The organism is Micromonospora sp. NPDC049836, assembly GCF_044465125.1.
Lineage (GTDB): Bacteria > Actinomycetota > Actinomycetes > Mycobacteriales > Micromonosporaceae > Micromonospora.
Window position 1 is genome coordinate 223,825 of record NZ_JBITLH010000007.1, and the last position, 15,957, is coordinate 239,781.

Below are 15,957 nucleotides of genomic sequence, written 5' to 3' on the forward strand. Positions count from 1 at the left end.
GGCGGGGGGATGTGGCGGGACGCAACTCAAATGGTCACGGAGCGGTAACACCGGTCACCGACGTACCCGGGCGTCCGAAATTCGTCACGCCACGGCCGGTACGAGTGGCGCCGCCACCGCCGGACCGAGATCATGGGGGGATGACCGAGCGGCTCCGGCTGACCGATTACGCCCGCGGCGGCGGCTGCGCCTGCAAGATCCCGCCGGGGGAGCTGGAGGCGATGGTCGCCGGGCTCGCGCCGCCCGCCGGCACCGCCGATCTGCTGGTCGGGTTGGAGCACGGCGACGACGCCGCGGTGGTCCGGCTGGACGAGCGGACCGGCCTGGTGAGCACCGCGGACTTCTTCACCCCGGTGGTCGACGACGCGTACGACTGGGGCCGGATCGCCGCGGCCAACGCGCTCTCCGACGTGTACGCCATGGGCGGCACGCCGCTGGTGGCGCTGAACCTGCTCTGCTGGCCGCGCGACGTGCTGCCCCTCGAGCTGGCGCGGGAGGTGCTGCGCGGCGGTCAGGACGTGGCCCGGGAGGCCGGCTGCCACCTGGCCGGCGGGCACAGCGTCGACGACGACGGCCCCAAGTACGGCCTCGCGGTCACCGGCGTGGTCCGGCCCGAGGAGCTGATCACCCTGGACGCCGGCCGGGCCGGGCTGCCGCTGTCGCTGACCAAGCCGCTCGGGGTCGGCGTGCTCAACACCCGGCACAAGCGGACCGGGGAGCGGTTCCCGGAGGCGGTCGCGTCGATGACCCGGCTGAACCGGGACGCCGCCCGGGCCGCGGTCGCCGCCGGCATCCGCTGCGGCACCGACGTCACCGGCTTCGGGCTGCTCGGGCACGCCGTGAAGCTGGCCCGGGCCAGCCGGCTCACGGTGGCGATCGACGCGGCCGCGGTGTCCTACCTGCCCGGCGCCCGGGAGGCGCTGCGCGACGGGTACGTCAGCGGCGGCACCCGCCGCAACCTGGACTGGGTGACCCCGTGGACCGACTTCGGCGCGGTCGACGAGGGGGAGCGACTGCTGCTGGCGGACGCGCAGACCTCCGGCGGGCTGCTGGTGGCCGGCGAGGTGCCGGGCGGCACCGTCATCGGCGAGCTGCGGCCGGCCGGCGAGCACCTGATCCAGCTCCGCTGACGGCCACTGTCGTTCAGGCCCCTGACAGTCATGTCATTCAGGCCCACTGACGGCCATGTCGCTGGTGGGCGAGCGGCACGATACCCGATAAACTGTCATCTTCCCGCTACTCCGGGCAACGCGGCCCGAGGAAATTTTGCCCGGAATGGTCACAGACCGGTAACTTGCCCCCGGCTGAGGTCAAATGCACCCCACCATCGTGAGTAAGGCCCGATCCGGAGGCCGGTGGGACGAGCACAGCGAGGAGGCGGCATGACCGAGCTGTGGAACTGGAGAATCGACGGCGCGGCGCCCGCGGAGGTCTACCCGGCGCTGGCCGAGGCGCTCGGGCGGGTGGTCATGCCGCTCGCCGTCGCCGACCCGGCCCGGCTGCCCGCGTACGCGGTGGTCTGCGACGTCTGGGAGGCGCCGGGGGAGTACGGCACGGTGGTCGACTGCTACGGGGTGCCCGACGCCCTGCCCGAGCGGCCCAGCATCGCGGCGCTGGCCCGGCTGCTGGACCGCAACTGCCTGATGCGCGACGACACCCTGGACGCCGGGCGGCACCTGCTGGTCGCCCCGGACGGCACGATCCGCCCGGTGCACTTCGCCGTGGTCGAGACCGACGACGGCGAGGTGCTCAGCGACCAGCGTCTCTGCACCCTCGCCGACCCCGGCTGCCGCGGCTGGTCCCAGTGCCACCGATCGCGCTGGGCGCCCGACACGATCGCCCCCGCCCTGGCCGCCGCCTGACGAGGCTTCGCCCCGCCGCCCCGGCCCCCGCCGGCCTCGGCCGGGTGGGGGTCAGGCGCGGGCGGTGGGTGCCTGGCCGCGTACCACCAGCTGCTCCAGCAACGTGGCCGTGGCGGCGGCCACCGCGTCCACGGCGGCGTCGAACGCCTCGGCGTTGTGGGCGGCGGGGGTACGGAATCCGGAGATCTTCCGGACGTACTGCAACGCGGCCGCGCGGATGTCCTCCTCGGTGACCACGGGGACGTACGGCTCACGCAGGGTCTTGATGCTCCGGCACACGGCTCCTCCTCGTTCGTTCCGACCAGCTCGGCCCGGATACGCTGTCCGGGTCATGACTACCGCAGCCGCGGGCAGCCCGCGCACCTACCAGGTGCGTACGTACGGCTGCCAGATGAACGTGCACGACTCCGAGCGCATTTCCGGCCTCCTCGAAGCGGCCGGCTACGTGCGCGCCGTCGAGTCCGACGAGCAGCCCGACGTGGTGGTGTTCAACACCTGCGCCGTCCGGGAGAACGCCGACAACCGGCTCTACGGCAACCTGGGTCATCTGCGCCCCGTGAAGGTCAAGCACCCGGGGATGCAGATCGCGGTCGGCGGCTGCCTGGCCCAGAAGGACCGCGGCGAGATCGTCCGCAAGGCCCCCTGGGTGGACGTCGTCTTCGGCACGCACAACATCGGTGCGCTGCCGGTGCTGTTGGAGCGGGCGCGGCACAACGCCGCCGCCGAGGTGGAGATCCTCGAGTCCCTCGACGTGTTCCCCTCGACGCTGCCGACCCGCCGCGAGTCGACGTACGCCGGCTGGGTGTCGATCTCGGTCGGCTGCAACAACACCTGCACGTTCTGCATCGTGCCCTCCCTGCGCGGCAAGGAGAAGGACCGCCGCCCCGGCGACATCCTCTCCGAGGTGCGCGCCCTGGTGGACGAGGGCGTGCTGGAGGTGACCCTGCTCGGGCAGAACGTCAACTCCTACGGCGTCGAGTTCGGCGACCGGTACGCGTTCGGCAAGCTGCTGCGCGCCTGCGGCGACATCGACGGGCTGGAGCGGGTCCGGTTCACCAGCCCGCACCCGAAGGACTTCACCGACGACGTGATCGCCGCGATGGCCGAGACGCCGAACGTCTGCCACTCGCTGCACATGCCGTTGCAGTCCGGCTCCGACGACGTGCTGCGGGCGATGCGCCGCTCGTACCGGTCGGAGAAGTATCTAGGCATCATCGAGAAGGTCCGGGCGGCGATGCCGGACGCGGCGATCACCACGGACATCATCGTCGGCTTCCCCGGCGAGACCGAGGCCGACTTCGAGCGCACCCTCGACGTGGTCCGGGAGGCCCGGTTCGCCTCGGCGTTCACCTTCCAGTACTCCAAGCGTCCGGGCACCCCGGCCGCGACCATGGACGGGCAGCTGCCCAAGGAGGTCGTGCAGGAGCGCTACGAGCGGCTGATCGCCTGCGTCGAGGAGATCACCTGGGCGGAGAACCGCAAGCTGGTCGGGGAGACCGTCGAGGTGCTGGTCGCCGTCGGCGAGGGGCGCAAGGACGAGCGCACCGGCCGGATGTCCGGCCGGGCCCGCGACGGCCGCCTCGTCCACTTCGCGACGAGCGCAGCCGGCCCGACCAGCGCACTCGGCGCGACCGGCCAGTTCGGCGGTGCCGGCTCGCTGGCCGGTCAGATCCGTCCCGGCGACATCGTGCACACCACCGTCACCTACGCCGCCCCGCACCACCTGAACGCCGACGGAGCGCCGCTGGCGCACCGGCGGACCCGGGCCGGTGACGCGGCCGAGGCGGGACGCGCCCCGCGTACCCCCGGGGTGCTGCTCGGGCTGCCGAGCGTCGGCGCGCCGGCCGCGGTGCCCGCGCCCACCGGCGGCTGCGCCGCCCACTGAGACGCGGGGCGGGGTCCGCCGGTCGTGGCGGGCCCCGCCCAGCTGTACCGTCAGACGGTGATCCGGCCGGCGCCCGCGCCGCCGGTCACGATCGACTTGACGCTGCTCGCGCTGTCCAGGGTGTACGAGTACGGGATGCCGGCGACGCTGCCGCCGGTCTGGCCGCTGCCGGAGTTGACGAGGTAGTTGTTGCGGGCGACCAGGCTGCCCGGGCCGGAGTCGCCCTCGCCGAGGTGGTACGGGTCCTTGACGTTCTCGAAGTAGTTGCCCTCGACGAGGACCCCGGCGTTCATGGTGGAGGCCACGCCGTAGCCGCTGTTGTTGTAGTAGTAGTTGTTGTAGACGTGGACCGGGTTGCCGAAGCGGACCCGGGGGTGGCGCTGGGTGCTCGCGTCGAACCAGTTGTGGTGGTAGGTCACCCGCAGGTGGCCGGAGTCCTGGGCGCCGTTGTCGTCGCTGTGTCCGAGCAGCATCGTCTTGTCGTGGTTGTAGACCCGGTTCCAGGACACCGTGACGAAGTCCGAGCCGCGCTTGATGTCGACCGCGCCGTCGTACCCGTGGGTGAAGGTGTTGTGGTCGATCCAGACGTTGGTGGCCGACTCCTGGACGTTGATGGCGTCGTCGTCCCAGTCCCGGAAGGTCAGGTTCCGGATGATCACGTTGCGGTCGCCGCTGATGTTGAGGCCGCAGCCGGCGATGGTGGCGCCCGCGTTGCCGAGGATGGTCTTGTTGGACCGGACCCGCAGCATGCCGGAGCAGCTGATGGTGCCGGAGACGCGGATGACGGCCGCGCTGCTGGAGCCGACGGCGGCGCTGAGCGCGGAGGCGCTGGTGACGGTGGTGGCCGTCGCGTTGCCGCCGCCGCTGGTGCCACCGTTCTGGGTGGCCCAGCCGACCAGTCCGGTGGTGCTCGGCGGCGGGGTGGTGCCGCCGCCCCCACCGTCGACCCGGATCAGCTGCCACTGCTGGTTGTTGCCGTCCAGGTCGGCGTACTGGGAGATGCTGCCGCCGTCCGCGGTGGACCACTGCCACAGGTCCAGCGCCTTGCCGCTGTGCCGGTTGATGAACCGCACGTAGCCGCCGGCGGAGTCCCGGAGCGCGAAGTGCTGCTTGGTGTCGGTGCTCGCCGTCGTCTGGATGACCTGGGCGCCGTCGACGGCGTTGGGCACCGCGACGACCTTGCCCGAGTGCCGGTTGCGCAGCTGGTAGTAGCCGCTGCCCACGTCGACGAACTGGAACTGCTGGTTCCAGCCGTCGGTCCGGGTGTACTGCCGGATCTCGCCGCCGTCCGCGGTGGACCACTGCCACAGGTCCATCGCCTTGCCGCTGTGCCGGTTCACGAACACGTAGTAGGCGCCGGTGTCCACGCTCGCCGCGGCGGCCGGCGCGGCGGCCACGGTGGCGATCGCCGCGGGTATGGCGAGCACGGCCGCGGCGATCACCGCGAGCCGGCGGACCAGGTGACGCTTGACGTTTGTCACGGGTTCTCTCCTTTCTGTGGGTGCGAACCGGGCGGTTGACGTGCTGGTACGTCCGCACCTCGGATGTCGGTGCCGGCCGGGGGTCCGCGACGCCCGCTGGCCGAGGGAAGGGGAGGTCCCCTGTGGTCGGCCTGGCCCCGTGCGCGTGGGAGGACGCCAGGCAAGCGCTTTCCTACCAGAAAAACACAGATGAACGTCGATGTAAACTCCTGGCGCTGCGGGAAGGCCCCTCGCCGACGGACCCGCCGGCGAGGGGCCTTCCACGCCGCATCAGCAGGCGGTGCCGTTGAGCTTCACCGATCCCGGCGCGGAGGCCGTGCCGTTCGCGGTGAAGCCGATGGTCACCGAGGCGCCCGGCGCGAGCGACGAGGCCCAGGTCGGCGCGGCCGCGGTGACCGTGCCGCCGGACTGGGTCACGGTGGCGTTCCAGCCGCTGCCCAGGGTCACCCCGGACGGCCAGGTCCAGGTCACCGACCACGGGTTCACCGCGGCGGTGCCGCTGTTCTTCACGGTCAGCTCGCCCTGGAAGCCGCCCTGCCACGCGTTGGTCTGCTTGTAGGTCGCCGTGCAGCCGCCGGTCGGGGCGGGCGTGGTGGGGGGCGGCGAGGTGTTCGAGGTGCCGGTCGGGGACGGGCTGGTCGTCCCGCCGCCGCCCACCGGCGCGATCAGGTACGGCTGCAGGATGTCCTGCTTGGCCTGGTTGATGGTGGTCCAGTCGTCGTTGGCGATGCCGCCGGTGTCACCCGAGTTCGGGTTCCACGACCAGTAGGTGAAGGACATCCCGTTCACCCCGGTCCCGGTGTACGCCATCAGGTTCTGCAGCCAGACCTTGTCCTTCGGGTCCTGCAACGTGCTGCCGAACTCGCCCATCATGATCGGCGCGATGTTCTGCTTGTAGAGGTAGCCCCAGTACTTGTCCCAGATCGCCGGCAGGTTCGCCGGGTAGCTCGGGTCGTCGAACCAGGTCTGGTGGTAGACCGAGATCGCGTACTCGTGCGGGGAGTAGACCAGCCGGTTGGCCACGTTCAGCCGGACCGGGAACTGGCCGGCCTTGGAGAGGTTGCCGCCCCACCAGCCGCAGTCCTCGTCGTTGCTGGGGTCGTTGTCCCAGACGTTCGACAGGCCACCGCTCGGGCAGCTCACCCCCTCCACGAAGATCAGCCAGTTCGGCTGCACCCCGAGGATCGCGTTGCCGGCCCGCTCGGCGGCCAGTCGCCAGTCCCGCGCGGTGTCGCCGCAGCCCCAGCAGGCGCCGGTGGCCGCCGGGTTGGTGCCCTCGGCGTGCGGCTCGTTGTGCAGGTCCGCGCCGATCACGGTGGTGTTGCCGGCGTACCGCTGGGCGAGCATCTTCCAGTCGTTGATCCAGGTCGCCTCGGAGACGCCCGAGGTGTACCAGAGCGGCGACTGACCGGCCGAGGTCGGCCGGTGCCGGTCCAGGATGACCCGCATCCCCTTGCTGCCCGCGTAGTCGATGACCTTGTCGAGGATCTGCAACGGGGAGAGCCCGATCAGGTCCGGGTTGACGAAGTCGTTGATCCCGGTGGCGGTCGCGCCCGACTTCAACGCGTCGTTCGAGTACGGGATGCGCAGCGTGTTGTAGCCCAGCCGAGCCATGGTGTCGAGCTGGCCGCGCCACGGGTTGCTCGACCACAGACCGTGGAAGGTCTTGTTGTCGGTCTCCATGCCGAACCAGTTGATGCCGGTGAGCCGGACCGTGGCTCCCGTACTGTCGACGATCTTGTTGCCGCTGGTGTGCAGGTAGCCGGTGCCGGTGCCGCCGCTGGCGGCGACGGCCGGGGTGGTGCTGATGGTGGCGGCGACGAGAACGCCGGCCGCGGCGGTGGCGAGCGCCGCGAGGGCGCCGCCGAGGGCGGTAGGTCGGTGCATCTGGGCTCCACTTCGGATGCCCGCGCCGCGCGAGCGCCGCGGGCGGTGAGACCAAGGGAGACGGCCCGCTCGTCATCGAGTACGCGGACAGCGCGCGCCGGGCCGTGTCACGTGGACGGCCACCCGCGGAGGAAGACACCGGCGACCGTCGACGGCGGGATCGGCCGTCGTGCCCTCGTGCCGGTGCTGGAACCTGGCTCCGCCGCCCATTCTGATCAGTGCGGCTCGATGCCGTCAACGTGACGCGTCGCGCCGCTCGAACCGTGGTTCCGCTCCCGGGCGTCGTGCCTGGACCCCCGTTCACCTTTTGCGTCTTCGGTCACGGTTGTCGAGCGGCGGCCTCGATCCCGGCCAACGATGGGGCGGCGGCCGCAGGAGTGCCGGAAACGGGGGAACCAATGATGCGTGCGACAGCCGGCCACCAGGACCACCGGCGAACACTGGCAGCCCTCGTGCTGCTCGCCCTCGTGGCGGTGCTGGCGCCGGCCGCGCCGGCCCGGGCGCTCGGGCTGTCCGCGCCGAAGACCGTCACCGCGACGGCGCTCTCCCAGGACCAGATCCGGCTCACCTGGACGGCGGGCACCGGTGCCGCCGGCTACCGGGTGCTGCGGTCCGGCAGCAGCGGCGGGCCCTACCAACAGGTCGCGTCCACCACCGAGCGGGAGTGGACCGACGAGGGCCTCACCGCCGCCACCCGCTACTGGTACGTGGTGGTGAGCACCAGCGGCGACCTGACCTCCCGCCCGTCCCGCGAGGTGAGCGCGACGACCTGGATCAACCCGCCGCAGGGCGTCCGGGCCACCGGCGCGCCCGACCGGATCACGCTGTCCTGGGAGCCGAGTCCGGGCGCGACCGGCTACACGGTGCTGCGCTGGAACAACGGCAGCTACGAGAGCCGGGGCGACACCACGGGCACGAGCTTCGTCGACACCGCGGTGACCACCGGCCCCGAGTACCTCTACCGGGTCCGGGCCGTCTCGGCATCATCGAGCAACGAGTCCGCCGAGGTCTGGGCCCGGGTCGGCGCGCCGAGCACCATCACCCTGACCGTCTCCCCGGCGCGTACCGAGGCGGGGCAGGCCGCGCTGCTGACCGCGAAGGTCGTCGCCGCCGACCCGGACACCCCGACGTTCCTCGGCGGCGTCTACTTCTACGCGGACGGCCGGGCGCTGCAGGGCGCGTGGCTCGACTCCTCCGGCCGGGCCGAGGTCGTCACGAGCCTGCCGGTCGGCGCGCACACCGTGTACGCCCAGTTCGCCGGCAGCCAGACACCGGCCGTCGGCGCCAGTGCCTCGGCCGCGGTCGCGCACCCCGTCGTTCCCGCGTACGGCCAGGTGAACTACGGCTCCTATCGCACCTACGGGTTCGGCACGGTGACCCCGTCGAGCGTGGCCGTGGCGGACGTGACCGGTGACGGCCGGGCCGACCTGCTGATGGGCACCTACACGTACGCGGAGCTGCCGGAGGACAACTGCAAGCTCCTCGTACTCGCCCAGCGGCCCGACGGCACCCTCGCCCCGCCGCAGGTCCTCGCCACGCACGGCTACCCGAACGGGACCGTCGTCCTCGCCACCGGGGACGTGGACGCGGACGGGGACACCGACGTCGCGGCCATCGCCGACTCCGGGGTGGACGTGTTCGTGCAGCAGGCCGGTGGCCTGGCCGCACCGGTCCTGCTGCCGTTGGCGACCCGTCCCACCGACCTGCGACTGGCCGACCTCAACGCGGACCGCCGGGCCGACCTGGTCGTCGCCGAGCAGGACCGGTTGACCGTGCACGCCAGCATGGACGGTCGGACCTTCGCCCCGCCGGTCCTCGTCGACGACGGCTACGACCGGGGCCTGGTGGACACCGCCGACCTCGACGGCGACGGCCGCCGCGACATCGTTCAGTTGACGAACACCACGGCGACCCTGGAGGTCTTCACCCAGACCGCCGAGGGGGGCTTCGCCCGCGCCGGCGCGTATCCGGTGCCCGACGGGACCGCCCGGGGGATCGGATCGATGGCGGCCGGCGACCTGACCGGTGACGGGCGGGCGGACGTCGCGGTGACGGCGGGCGGCAACAAGCCCGGCTCCCGGCTCCTGGTGTTCCCGCAGACCGGCGCCGGCGCCCTCGGCGCCCCGGTCGCCTACCCGCACTACGACATCCCCCAGCCGCTGGTGCTCGCCGACGTGAACGGGGACGCCCTGCTCGACGCGGTGACCGCGCACGGCGGCTGGCAGGCGGCGGGGGTCTCGTTGCAGCGCCCCGACGGCCAACTCGGCCGCGAACGCCTGTGGGGCCTGCCCTACGCCTCCAGCTACCCCGGCCGGGGTCTCGCCGTCGGTGATCTCACCGGCGACGGCCGGCCGGACCTCGTCCTCGCCGACTACAACAGCGGGCTCGTGGTGCTGCCGCAGGTCTGAACACCCCGGGCGGACACGCGGAAAGCCCCCGGTCCCGTGGCGGGACCGGGGGCTTCCGGGATGGATCAGGTCAGCCGGCCTGCTCGGCCAGCTGGAGGAACTGCCGCTTCGAGGCGAGCGCCTGCTCGGCCTCCTTGATCCGCCGGGCGTCGCCGGCGGCCTGGGCCCGGGCCAGCCGCTCCTCGGCCTCGGCGACCTGGGAGCGCATCTGGGCCAGCAGCGGGTTGTCCTCCTTGGTGGTCCGCCGCCAGGCGGAGTCCATCACCTCGCGGACCTTGTCGTCCACCGCGCGCAGCCGGCGCTCCAGCCCGGCGGCGGCCTCGCGGGGCACCCGGCCGGCCTCGTGCCACTGGGCCTGGATCTCCCGCAGCTTCGCCTGGGCGCCCTTCGGGTCGCCGTCGACGTCCAGCGCCTCGGCCTCGGCGAGCAGGGCCTGCTTGCGCTCCAGGTTGGCCCGCTGCTCGTTGTCCCGCGCGGAGAAGACCTCGCTGCGCCGGGTGAAGAAGGCGTCCTGCGCCGCCCGGAACCGTTCCCAGAGCTTCTGCTCGGCCTCCTTGGATGCCCGCGGGGCGGCCTTCCACTGGGCCATCAGCTCCTTGAGCTGGTTGGCGGTGACGCCCCAGTCGGTGGACTCCTTCAGCTTCTCGGCCTCGGCGACCAGCTCCTCCTTGACCGTCTGCGCCTGCTTGCGCTGCTGGTCGAGGGAGGCGAAGTGGGCGCCCCGGCGGCGGGTGAACGCGTCACGGGCGGCCGCGAACCGCTTCCACAGCTCGCCGTCGGCCTTCTTGTCGACGCCGCGGATGGTCTTCCACTCGTCGAGGATCTCCTTGAGCCGGTCCCCGGCGGTCTTCCAGCCGGTCGACTCGGCGGCCAGCTTCTCCGCCTCCTCGACCAGGGCGGTCTTGCGGGCGAGGGCCTCGCCGCGGGCGGCGTCGCGGGCCGCCTTGGCCTCGCCGGCCTTCTCCTCGGCCACGACGGCCAGCTTGTCCAGGCGGGCGGCGAGCGCGTCGATGTCGCCGACCACGTGGGCCTCGGCCAGCGAGGCGCGGATCCGCCGGATCGTGGTCAGCGAGTGGCCGGCGTCCGCCGCGCCCGAGTTGAGCCGGGCCTCGGTCAGGTCGACCTCCGTCACCAGGTCGGCGAAGCGCCGGGCGAAGTGGGCCAACCCCTCCTCCGGGGCGCCCGCCTGCCAGGATCCGACCACCCGCTCACCCTCGGCGGTCTTGACGTAGACGGTGCCGTCCTCGTCCACCCGTCCGAAGGCAGTCCAGTCGCTCATGTGCCCATCCTCGTTCTCCCGGCGTCGATGGGACCACCCCCTCGATCGCCGCCACGGCGCAGCAAAGTCACTCCCGGCATTGTCACAGGTCCGACCCGGTCCGTGTCGAGCGCCTGTCGTCGACCGTGACCATACGGTGTCGTACCGCCGCGATGACCGGATCGGCGCGGGGACGCTCCGGTGGGTACGGATAGGTTGAACGGGTGCCTCTGGTCGCCGCCGCCGTCTGCCCCCACCCGCCCCTGCTCGTGCCGGAACTGGCCGGCGCCGCCGCCGGTGAGCTGGACGACCTCCGCGCCACCGCCGACGCCGCCGTGGCCCGGCTGCTCGCCGCCGACCCCGAGGTGATCGTGCTGTTCGGCGGCGGGCCGGCGACCGCCCGCTTCAACACCGCCGACTCCGGCTCGCTGCGGGCGTACGGGCTGGACCGGCAGGTGCGGCTCTGGAAGGTCAACTGCGCCGGGGCCGAACGGCTGCCGTTGAGCCTGACCATCGGCGCCTGGCTGGTGAACCGGTCCGGGACCGAGCTGCCCCGGTTCGCCCGGTCGGTCGCCGCCGACGCCCCGCCGGCCGAGTGCGCCGAGCTGGGGGCGGCCCTCGTCGCAGAGGCGGAGCACCGGGTCGCGCTGCTGGTGCTGGGCGACGGCTCGGCCTGCCGGGGCGTCACGGCGCCCGGCTACGACGATCCGCGCGCGCCCGCGTACGACGAGGGGGTTGCCGCGGCCCTGGCCGGCGCGGACGCCGAGGCCCTGCTCGACCTCGACCCCGGGTTGTCGGCGGAGCTGCGGGTGGCCGGGCGGGCGCCGTGGCAGGTGCTGGCCGGCGCGGCGCGCGCCGCGGGCGGCGAGTGGCGCGGCGACCTCAGCTACCAGCAGGCCCCCTACGGCGTTGCCTACTTCGTGGCGAACTGGGCGCGCGCATGACCGGCACCGTCGTCGCCGTGGTCGGGCCGACCGCGGCCGGCAAGTCGGCGCTGAGCATCGCCCTGGCGCACGCTCTTGACGGCGAGGTGGTCAACGCCGACTCGATGCAGCTCTACCGGGGCATGGACATCGGCACCGCGAAGCTGACCCCGGCCGAGCGCGACGGCGTGCCGCACCACCTGCTCGACATCTGGGAGGTGACCGAGCCGGCCAGCGTCGCCGAGTACCAGAAACTGGCCCGCGCGGCGGTCGACGGCATCCTCGCCCGGGGCCGGGTGCCGCTGCTGGTCGGCGGCTCCGGGCTGTACGTGCGGGCGGTGCTGGAGCAGTTCGAGTTCCCCGGCACCGACCCGGCGGTCCGCGAGCGGCTGGAGGCGGAGCTGGCGGAGGTCGGCCCGGCCCCGCTGCACGCCCGCCTCGCCACGGCCGACCCGGCGGCGGCGGCGAGCATCCTGCCGACCAACGGGCGGCGGATCGTCCGAGCCCTGGAGGTGATCGAGCTGACCGGGGCCCCGTTCACCGCGGCGCTGCCCGAGCCCACGCCGTACTACCCGTCGGTACAGCTCGGGGTGGATCTGGACACCGCGCTGCTGGACGAGCGGATCGCGCTGCGGGTCGACCGGATGTGGGCCGACGGCCTGGTCGCCGAGACCCGGGATCTGGTCGGGCGCGGCCTGCCCGAAGGGCGGACGGCCAGCCGGGCGCTCGGCTACCAGCAGGTGCTGCGTTTCCTGGCCGGGGAGATCTCCGAGGTCGACGCGCACGACGAGACGATCCGGGCCACCCGGCGGTTCGTCCGGCGGCAGCGCTCCTGGTTCCGGCGCGACCCGCGCATCCACTGGCTGGACTCGGCGTCGCCCGCGTTTTCCGACACTGCGCTGCGGGTGGTCGCCGAGCATCGGCGATGATGGGGGCGTGGAGTTCACCAAGGGCCACGGCACCGGCAACGACTTCGTCATCCTGCCCGACCCGGACGGCGCCCTCGACCTGACGCCCGGCCTGGTCGCCGCGCTCTGCGACCGGCGGCGCGGCCTCGGCGGCGACGGCGTGCTGCGGGTGGTGCGGGCCGCCAAGCATCCGGACGGCGCGGCGCTGGCCGGCGAGGCCGAGTGGTTCATGGACTACTGGAACTCCGACGGCTCCTTCGCGGAGATGTGCGGCAACGGCGCCCGGGTCTTCGTCCGCTACCTGCTGGCCACCGGGCTGGCCACGCCGTCCGGTGGGGCGCTGCCGCTGGCCACCCGGGCCGGCCTGGTCCGGGCCCGGGTGGAGGGCGAGGCCGTCGCCGTCGAGATGCGCCGCCCCCGGCTGTACGACGCGGCCACCGCCACCATCGGCGGGCTGACCCTGCCCGGCGCGGCGGTCGACGTGGGCAACCCGCACCTGGTCTGCGCCCTGCCCGCCAGCCTGGACCTGCCCGCGCTGGACCTGACCCGGGCCCCCGAGGTGGACCCGTCGCTCTTCCCGGCCGGGGTGAACGTCGAGTTCACCGCCCCCGGGGAGCCGGTCGACGGGACCGACGGGCATGTGCTGATGCGGGTCTACGAGCGGGGTTCGGCCGAGACGCTCTCCTGCGGCACCGGCGCCTGCGCGGTCGCCGCGGTGGCGCTGCGCGACGCCGGCCTCGACACCGGAACGGTGGCGGTGGACGTGCCGGGGGGACGCCTCACCGTCACGGTGACCGACGATTCCTGCTGGCTCTCCGGCCCCGCCGTCCTGGTCGCCACCGGCGAACTCACCGCGTCTGCCCTGCTTCCCTGACGGGGGCCGTCCGGCACCGGCGCCCGCCGGTGTTGCCCGCGTGTGCGTCCTGGTTCTCCGCGCCTGGCGTCGCTGGCGGTGTCCGCGTGTGCGTCCTGGTTCTCCGCGCCCGGCGTCGCTGGCGGTGCCCGCGCGTGCGTCCTCGTTCTCCACGTGCCCGGCGTCGTTGGCGGTGCCCGCGTGGTGCGTCCTGGTTCTCCGCGTGCCCGGCGTCGCTGGCGGTGCCCGCGTGGTGCGTCCTGGTTCTCCGCGTGCCCGGCGTCGCTGGCGGTGCCCGCGCGTGCGTCCTGGTTCTCCGTGCGCCCGGCGTCGCTGGCGCTGCCCGCGTGTGCGACTTCGCCCTCCGCGCGCCCCGCGTCGCTGGCGGTGCCCGCCTGTGCGTCCTGGTTCTCCGCGTGCCCGGCGTCGCTGGCAGTGCCCGCGTGTGCGGCTTCGCCCTCCGCGCGCCCCGCGTCGCTGGCGGTGCCCGCGCGTGCGTCCTGGTTCTCCGCGCCCGGCGTCGCTGGCAGTGCCCGCGCGTGCGGCTTCGCCCTCCGCGCCCTCCCTCGGCGTCGCTGGCGGCACCTGTCGGTGGGCCGCACGCGGCTGGTCGACACAGCATTCTTCAGCGATATGCCTCTGCGGCACATTTATGCCGCAGAGGCATATCGCTCTTAAGGCACGGGCCGGGTGGCCGCGACACGCCGCAGCCGGCTGGGCCCGGCGTGCGTCGGGCGCGTCCGCGCCCCCAGGCGGGGGTGGCCGTGACACGCCGGAGTCGGCTGGGCCCGGCGTGCGTCGGGCGCGTCCGCGCCCTCTGGGCGGGGGTGGCCGTGACACCCCGCAGCCGGCCGGGCCCGGCGTGCGTCGGGGCCGGCCCGCCTCCAGCCAGCCACGCCACGTGCGGGCCGGACCGCGTCACGCCGGCCGCACGGCACGGCGGGCGGGCCGGTACGACGGGCGGACGGGCCCGGCGGCGTCAGGGGGTGGCGCTGGCGTTGGCGGCGATCTCGGGGAGGTCGGCAGGGCCGGGGTCGGCGGCCGGCGGCGGGGTCGCGGCGGGGTTCTGGGCGGCGGCGCGGACGGCGGCGGCGACCGCCGGGGCGACCCGGGCGTCGAAGACGCTCGGCACGATCACCGTCGGGTTGATCTTGTCCTCGCCGACCACGTCCGCGATGGCCCGGGCCGCGGCGATCGCCATCTCCTCGGTGAACTCCTCGGCGTGCGCGTCGAGCATGCCGCGGAAGACGCCCGGGAAGGCGAGCACGTTGTTGATCTGGTTCGGCTGGTCCGAGCGGCCGGTGGCGACCACGGCGGCGTACTTGCGCGCCTCCCGCGGGTCGACCTCCGGGTCCGGGTTGGCCAGCGCGAAGACGATCGCGTCCTTGGCCATGGTGGCGATGTCCTCGCCGGTGAGCAGGTTCGGTGCGCTCACCCCGATGAACACGTCCGCGCCGCGCAGCGCGCCGGCCAGGTCGCCGGCGTAGTTCTCCTTGTTGGTGTTCTCGGCCAGCCACTGCCAGGCCGGGTTGAGGTCGGGCATCCCGCGGTGCAGGGCGCCCCGGCGGTCGGACGCGATGATGTCGCCCACACCCTGGCGGAGCAGCAGCTTCATGATCGCGGTGCCGGCCGCGCCGGCGCCCGAGACCACCACCCGGACGTCGCTGAGCTGCTTGCCCACCACGCGCAGCCCGTTGGTCAGCGCGGCCAGCACGCAGATCGCGGTGCCGTGCTGGTCGTCGTGGAAGACCGGGATGTCCAGCGCCTCGCGCAGCCGGGCCTCGATCTCGAAGCAGCGCGGCGCCGCGATGTCCTCCAGGTTGATCCCGCCGTACGCGGGCGCGATCGCCTTGACGATCGACACGATCTCGTCGGTGTCCTGGGTGTCCAGCACCACCGGCCAGGCGTCCACCCCGCCGAAGCGCTTGAACAGCGCCGCCTTGCCCTCCATCACCGGCAGCGAGGCGGCCGGGCCGAGGTTGCCCAGGCCCAGCACCGCGGAGCCGTCGCTGACCACGGCCACCGTGTTGCGCTTGATGGTGAGCCGGCGGGCGTCGGCCGGGTTCTCGGCGATCGCCTGGCAGACCCGGGCCACCCCGGGGGTGTACGCCCGGGACAGTTCGTCGCGGTTGCGCAGCGCCACCTTCGAGCTGACCTCGATCTTGCCGCCGAGGTGCAGCAGGAAGGTCCGGTCGGAGACCTTGCGGACGTCCACGCCGTCGAGCGCGGTCAGCGCGTCGACCACCTGGTCGGCGTGGGTGGCGTCGGCGGTGTCGCAGGTGAGGTCCACGATCACGGACGCGGGGTCGGAGTCGACCACGTCGAGGGCGGTGACGATCGCGCCGGCCTCACCGGCCGCGGTGGTCAGCCGGCCGATGGAGGAGGCGTCCGCGGGTACCGCGATCCGGATCGTGATCGAGAATCCGGCACTCGGCAGTCGGGTATTGGCCACGTGGAACTCCTCCGTCAGCGCTGAGCGGTTCGCCTGGCAT

Annotated in this window: 12 protein-coding genes; 7 read left to right on the plus strand and 5 right to left on the minus strand. The window is 73.4% G+C overall.

Features of this window, described 5'->3' with window-relative positions:
* The first annotated feature begins 140 nt into the window (after positions 1-140).
* Positions 141-1,130, plus strand: coding sequence for a selenide, water dikinase SelD (selD, locus tag ACIBPB_RS20605; RefSeq protein WP_396841152.1), 990 nt, complete (start codon positions 141-143; stop codon positions 1,128-1,130).
* A gap of 252 nt (positions 1,131-1,382) precedes the next feature.
* Positions 1,383-1,862 carry a hypothetical protein gene (locus ACIBPB_RS20610; protein ID WP_046565669.1) on the plus strand — a complete coding sequence of 160 codons (480 nt, stop codon included), beginning with the start codon at positions 1,383-1,385 and terminating at the stop codon, positions 1,860-1,862.
* Between the two features lie 51 nt (positions 1,863-1,913).
* On the opposite strand, the gene ACIBPB_RS20615 is transcribed toward ACIBPB_RS20610, so the two are convergent.
* Positions 1,914-2,141, minus strand: a complete 228-nt coding sequence (locus tag ACIBPB_RS20615) for a DUF2277 domain-containing protein (protein WP_396841153.1) — start codon at positions 2,139-2,141, stop codon at positions 1,914-1,916.
* A gap of 52 nt (positions 2,142-2,193) precedes the next feature.
* On the opposite strand from ACIBPB_RS20615, the gene miaB reads away from it, so the two are divergent.
* Positions 2,194-3,747, plus strand: coding sequence for a tRNA (N6-isopentenyl adenosine(37)-C2)-methylthiotransferase MiaB (gene miaB, locus ACIBPB_RS20620; protein ID WP_396841154.1), 1,554 nt, complete (start codon positions 2,194-2,196; stop codon positions 3,745-3,747).
* Positions 3,748-3,797: 50 nt separating this feature from the next.
* Here the strand turns inward: miaB and ACIBPB_RS20625 are convergent, their stop codons facing one another.
* Together ACIBPB_RS20625 and ACIBPB_RS20630 are read right to left on the minus strand one after the other, a co-directional pair.
* Positions 3,798-5,228 carry an RICIN domain-containing protein gene (locus ACIBPB_RS20625; protein ID WP_396841155.1) on the minus strand — a complete coding sequence of 477 codons (1,431 nt, stop codon included), beginning with the start codon at positions 5,226-5,228 and terminating at the stop codon, positions 3,798-3,800.
* A gap of 270 nt (positions 5,229-5,498) precedes the next feature.
* A complete protein-coding gene (locus tag ACIBPB_RS20630) occupies positions 5,499-7,115 on the minus strand; it encodes a cellulase family glycosylhydrolase (RefSeq protein ID WP_396841156.1) in 1,617 nt (538 codons plus the stop codon).
* A 401-nt stretch (positions 7,116-7,516) separates the two neighbouring features.
* Between ACIBPB_RS20630 and ACIBPB_RS20635 the strand changes: the two genes are divergently transcribed.
* Positions 7,517-9,523, plus strand: coding sequence for an FG-GAP-like repeat-containing protein (locus tag ACIBPB_RS20635; RefSeq protein WP_396841157.1), 2,007 nt, complete (start codon positions 7,517-7,519; stop codon positions 9,521-9,523).
* Positions 9,524-9,593: 70 nt separating this feature from the next.
* Here ACIBPB_RS20635 and ACIBPB_RS20640 read toward each other — a convergent pair whose 3' ends face one another.
* On the minus strand, positions 9,594-10,802 hold the full coding sequence (locus ACIBPB_RS20640; RefSeq protein WP_396841158.1) for a DUF349 domain-containing protein: 1,209 nt from the start codon (positions 10,800-10,802) through the stop codon (positions 9,594-9,596).
* Positions 10,803-11,005: 203 nt separating this feature from the next.
* Here ACIBPB_RS20640 and ACIBPB_RS20645 point away from each other — a divergent pair, with 203 nt between their 5' ends.
* The 3 genes from ACIBPB_RS20645 to dapF are packed head-to-tail and all read left to right on the plus strand — an operon-like array spanning position 11,006 to position 13,486.
* A complete protein-coding gene (locus ACIBPB_RS20645; protein WP_396841159.1) occupies positions 11,006-11,725 on the plus strand; it encodes a hypothetical protein in 720 nt (239 codons plus the stop codon).
* The gene (gene miaA / locus ACIBPB_RS20650) at positions 11,722-12,633 is read left to right on the plus strand and encodes a tRNA (adenosine(37)-N6)-dimethylallyltransferase MiaA (RefSeq protein WP_396841160.1); all 912 of its coding nucleotides are present in this window, start codon (positions 11,722-11,724) and stop codon (positions 12,631-12,633) included. Before ACIBPB_RS20645 ends, miaA begins: the two co-directional genes overlap by 4 nt.
* 7 nt (positions 12,634-12,640) lie before the next feature.
* On the plus strand, positions 12,641-13,486 hold the full coding sequence (gene dapF / locus ACIBPB_RS20655; protein ID WP_396841161.1) for a diaminopimelate epimerase: 846 nt from the start codon (positions 12,641-12,643) through the stop codon (positions 13,484-13,486).
* A gap of 958 nt (positions 13,487-14,444) precedes the next feature.
* Here the strand turns inward: dapF and ACIBPB_RS20660 are convergent.
* Positions 14,445-15,917 carry an NAD-dependent malic enzyme gene (locus ACIBPB_RS20660; protein ID WP_396841162.1) on the minus strand — a complete coding sequence of 491 codons (1,473 nt, stop codon included), beginning with the start codon at positions 15,915-15,917 and terminating at the stop codon, positions 14,445-14,447.
* Positions 15,918-15,957: the final 40 nt, after the last annotated feature.